The organism is Elstera litoralis (assembly GCF_000963705.1).
Lineage (GTDB): Bacteria > Pseudomonadota > Alphaproteobacteria > Elsterales > Elsteraceae > Elstera > Elstera litoralis.
Genome location: NZ_LAJY01000835.1, coordinates 1 through 626, shown reverse-complemented (window position 1 = coordinate 626; position 626 = coordinate 1). Strand labels below are relative to the sequence as shown.

Below are 626 nucleotides of genomic sequence, written 5' to 3'. Positions count from 1 at the left end.
CTCTGATCGCAGCGCCAAAACGCCGCAAACAGAGTGTGTAAACGCCCTCAACTAGGCCAAAGGCCGATAGGGCAAAAAAACACGTCATGCGGTTCGACAACCTGGTGGCCATAGCAAGGAGCCCGCACCCGATCCCATCCCGAACTCGGCCGTGAAAATCCTTAGCGCCAATGGTACTTTGTCTTAAGACACGGAGAGTAGGTCGCTGCCAGGTCCTCAAACCGCATAACAAAAAACGCCTCAAGCAGTGCAACGCGCCATAGGCAAAAAACAAAAAATCAACACACACTCACAGTCTCTCAAAAAATACGTCCTCAAGGAGGACAAAAAACAACGCGCTCAAGTAGGCGCAAGCCGATAGCGCAAACATACAAACGCGGGGTGGAGCAGCCCGGTAGCTCGTCAGGCTCATAACCTGAAGGCCGCAGGTTCAAATCCTGCCCCCGCAACCAAATTATACCGACAAAAAAACCCCCGCCCGAACAGGCGGGGGGTTTGCCGTTTTACCCCTATTTGGCCTTTTTCGCGGGTTCAAGCGCACTCGCGGACTTTGGGGCGGTTAAAAATCAGCCACGTCCTTCGGCGACCACGGCTGACATGAGGGCCGGGGGCGGGAGATAGTGCCG

1 tRNA gene and 1 rRNA gene are annotated in these 626 nt (G+C 55.0%); both read left to right on the top strand.

Annotation, left to right across the window (positions count from 1 at the left end):
* The first annotated feature begins 100 nt into the window (after positions 1–100).
* Positions 101–214, top strand: a 5S ribosomal RNA gene (gene rrf, locus VZ95_RS20090).
* A 161-nt stretch (positions 215–375) separates the two neighbouring features.
* Positions 376–452 (top strand) — tRNA-Met (locus VZ95_RS20085).
* The last annotated feature ends 174 nt before the right edge of the window (positions 453–626 follow it).